Genomic DNA, 3550 nt, shown 5'->3' with positions numbered 1-3550 from the left:
GAAGCGCTGGATCGTTGAGAGGACCATCTCGTGGCTGAACCGCTGCCGTCGCTTGGCCAAAGACTGGGAGTGCCTGAACCGCACCAGCCTCGCATTCCTGCGCTGGGCCTCCGTTCGCCTCATGCTGTGAAGGCTCTGCCAGACAACAACATGATCCCGGACAGACACTAAGGCCGCTCTGGGCCTACGAGATACGCGTGGCTATTTGCGTTCGAGGACGAAGGAGACCTTCGCGTTGACTCGGAAGTTCTTCACCTTGTCATTCTCGACCGTGGCCTGGAATTCCTTGACGTAGACGGAGGTGACCCCGTGCAGGGTCCGTGTCGCCTCGGCGACGACCTGCCGCGTCGCGTCCTCCCAGCTTTCCTCGCTCTCGCCGAGCAATTCGATGACCTTCACGACCGCCATGGCACGCCTCCCAATGTGCCCGCGGCTGTGGGCATGCCGAGAACGGCCGCCGTCGGGCTTCGGTTTGGGCGGGAGCGGTAGGGCGCGTGTCAGCAGGAGCCCCTAGCCGAGCCCCGTTGTCGCTTACCCCATATAATGGTCATCTCTCCCCGTGGTGCCGCCCTTTGGCCCGGGCACCATGCGGCGCCTGCGGACCCCGTTCAGCAGAGCGGCGCAGGCGGTGATTAGCGCCGTTGCTGCGCCGACGAGGGCGACCGAGAAGCCCAGCAGCACGGTTATGTTCGGGAGCAGGAGAGTGTAGTCGGGCAGGATCGGTGCGGGGAATCCCCCACCCACCGCAAGGACCTGCACCTCTCCGAGGGCAGTCAGCGCTAGGCCGAGCGCCAACAGAGTAAGCGCGCGCCAGAACCATGTCGCATACCAGGGCCGCCGCGGTTCGATCTGCTCCTCGGTCATACTTCCTCCGCCGGGCCGAGGTTGAAGTGAACGCAGACGGAGCCGCCAAACTTTCGGGTGTCGCACCGCGCTGTTGCGGATGGTGGCTCTCATTCCAAAGAAAGGCCGACCGAGCCGGGACCGCTCTGGGTGCACGAGACGCGACTGGCTCCGGTGCCCCGTCCGGCACGTCACCGCGCGGCTGGGGGCAAACAGCCGCTCGGTGCGCCGGCCGCTCCGGGCCTCGTCACGCCCGGTCGCGCACGGCCGTCGCACCCTTGTGCTTGGCGCAGTGCGCACAGCAGAAAATGCTGCCGCCCTCCTCGGCTCCGTGTCCCACAATCCGCACGCCGCAATGGGCACAGGTCGGCGCCAAGGCTTGAATGGCGCATTCGAAGCTGTCGAAGGTCATGGTCCGGCCAGCCTGGGTAACTTGGAACGCCTTGTCGTAGTCGTTCCCGCATTGGTCGCAGGTGGGCATGGCGGCTCCTCCCCTGAACGCCGCGGCCACGTGGACGCGGCCAGAACTAACGCAGGGGCAAAGAGCGCGTTCGGTCGGCCTCGCCAGTCAGCGCTCGGCAGGGCAGCACCCAGCGTCTCGTCGGCTCGGAATATCGGTTGGCGCCATCAGCACCGCCCGTGCGGCGCCAACGTGCCGATCAGGAGGTTGGCGCTGACGCGCTAGAGCACCCGATCGGAGGCGGCTTCGGTGTCAGCCGCGTCCGGATGCGCCTCTCCAACACCGTAGTGGCCGCGGTCCGCACAGTGCAGAGGGCGAGGGCGAGGGCGAGGGCGAGGGCGACAAGCAGTAAAGCAGTCGGACGCTCGGCCATGCCATTTCCCTACTTCGGTCCGGCCTTCGGCAGGTCCGCCTAACTCTGGCGGGCAAGGCGGAAAGCTGCCGGGGCAGAGCGCCACCCGGGAATCTCGTGCCCGCCGGGACGTTGAGGGCGCGGGCAATGCGCCTTAACCAATAGATCGGGAGACGGACATGGCAAGGAACCCGAGTGCGTCGCAAGGGCATCCCAGCGGCAGCGCTGACCGGCGAGGCGGAAAGGGTCGGCCGGACGACCCAACGAGCCCTGGGCGAGCCGGGGGCAGCGGGATGGAGGACGACCCCGTGGCCGAAGGCTCCGCCGATCCCTGGGCTGAGGCCGACGCCGTACATCCTGACGAGAGTTCGTCGGATGCCCTGGACCAGCATCCTCAGCCGGAGAACGAGACGGCCCCGAACCGGGGTGGCTGAGCGGTCGGGTGATCCTCTCTCTGGAGCGCCAGCCCGCCGCGGGCACGGGGAGGCATGGTGAGGGTGCTCATCTCCGGCGCCGGCATCGCCGGGCTCTCGCTGGCCCTGCGCCTGCGCCAACGGGGGCTCACGCCGATCATCATTGAGCGCTCGCCCCGCCTGCGCGACAGGGGATACATGCTCGGCCTCTCGGACCCGGGCCTGGATGCTGCCGAGCGGATGGGTGTGGCGGACGCGTTGCGGGCCGCCCGGCACATGCCGCGGCGTCTTGCCTACATGGACTCGGCGGGCCGGGAGCGGTTCGCCATCGATGGTCCAGCGATCGACAGGCTAGTTGGCGACCGGCAGTTCAATCTCATGCGCGGTGACATCGAGCGGATGTTGTACGGTTGCATCCACGACAGGGTTGATGTCCGCTTCGGCGTATCGGTTGCATCCGTGGAAGTAGCGCCAGATGGCGTTGGCGTCCGGCTGAGCGATGGAACCGCGGTGGAGGCCGAACTTCTGGTCGGCGCCGACGGCCTCCACTCCCGGGTGCGCACGCTCCGCTTTGGAGCAGAGGACCAGTTCGTGCAGCCCCTCCATGCCCGCGTGGCAGCCTTCCTGCTCGACAAGTCTGAGTTCCCCGACGCTCTACCGGGTGCATCGTACTCCCTCACGGAAGTCGACCGCGCCGCAGCCCTCGCCTATACGGGCGACGGCAGGCTGGTCGCGTTCTTCATCTGGCGCACGGAGGGGCGGCCACGCTTCGGCACAGTGGAGGAGGAACTGCGCCGCGCTTTTGCCGGGGCGGGCTGGCACGTTCCCAATCTGCTGGACCGGCTCTCTGATACAGAGGACGTATACTTCGACGAGGTGGCCCAGGTGGTGATGCCGTGTTGGTCATCGGGCCGGGTCGTGCTGCTTGGCGACGCTGCCTACGCGGTCTCGCTGATCGCCGGTCAGGGCGCGACACTGGCTATGGCCGGAGCCGTCCTGCTCGCCGACGCGCTGGCGGATGGTCCCGAGGGCACCGAGGCAGCCTGCACGGCCTACGAGGAGCGGCTGCGCCCATGGGCTGTGGCCGCGCAGCGCATGGCGCGACGCAACGTCCACCTGTTCACACCTGCGAACCGCTTCCAGTTGCTCGCACGGGAAGCCATTCTACGGCTGGCAGCACGACCCTTCCTGGCGCCGGTCGTGCGGCGGCTCCTGAAGCGCCAGGGGGAGCGATTGTAGGCCCCCAGCCGGACCTGACGGCACGTGCAGGACGACCGGCAATGATGCAGCGTAGCCACTGGCTGCGGGCGCCTCTCCCTTTACCTGCTTTCCCGGAATGAGAGCGACATTGTGGTCACCGCCTCCTCGAAGCAGGGCCGCATGTCGCGCGGAAACTCAATCCAGAGCGTGGCAATGACCTGTCCCGCCCGTGAGAGGAAGGTTCGGCGGTAGAAGATGCGGCCAGCGACATAGCCCGAGAGG

5 protein-coding genes are annotated in these 3550 nt (G+C 67.5%); 2 read left to right on the top strand and 3 right to left on the bottom strand.

The annotated features are described in order from the left end of the window. Positions 1–130 (top strand): transposase (locus H7965_RS29125; RefSeq protein ID WP_186773996.1); only part of this gene is annotated, 130 nt, incomplete at its 5' end. A 71-nt stretch (positions 131–201) separates the two neighbouring features. Here H7965_RS29125 and H7965_RS29120 read toward each other — a convergent pair. From H7965_RS29120 to H7965_RS29110, 3 genes are all read right to left on the bottom strand, one after another. After that, the gene (locus tag H7965_RS29120) at positions 202–408 is read right to left on the bottom strand and encodes a dodecin family protein (protein WP_186773995.1); all 207 of its coding nucleotides are present in this window, start codon (positions 406–408) and stop codon (positions 202–204) included. A 123-nt stretch (positions 409–531) separates the two neighbouring features. Then, positions 532–864, bottom strand: coding sequence for a hypothetical protein (locus tag H7965_RS29115; RefSeq protein WP_186773994.1), 333 nt, complete (start codon positions 862–864; stop codon positions 532–534). Between the two features lie 226 nt (positions 865–1090). Then, entirely contained in the window at positions 1091–1324 is a 234-nt protein-coding gene (locus tag H7965_RS29110) for a hypothetical protein (protein WP_186773993.1), read from the bottom strand. Positions 1325–2146: 822 nt separating this feature from the next. Between H7965_RS29110 and H7965_RS29105 the strand changes: the two genes are divergently transcribed. After that, positions 2147–3307 (top strand): FAD-dependent monooxygenase, encoded by a 1161-nt coding sequence (locus H7965_RS29105; RefSeq protein ID WP_186773992.1) that lies wholly within the window; start codon positions 2147–2149, stop codon positions 3305–3307. Positions 3308–3550 lie beyond the last annotated feature (243 nt).

Source organism: Siccirubricoccus deserti (assembly GCF_014283215.1).
GTDB lineage: Bacteria > Pseudomonadota > Alphaproteobacteria > Acetobacterales > Acetobacteraceae > Siccirubricoccus > Siccirubricoccus deserti.
This window is presented reverse-complemented; position numbering and strand designations above follow the sequence as displayed.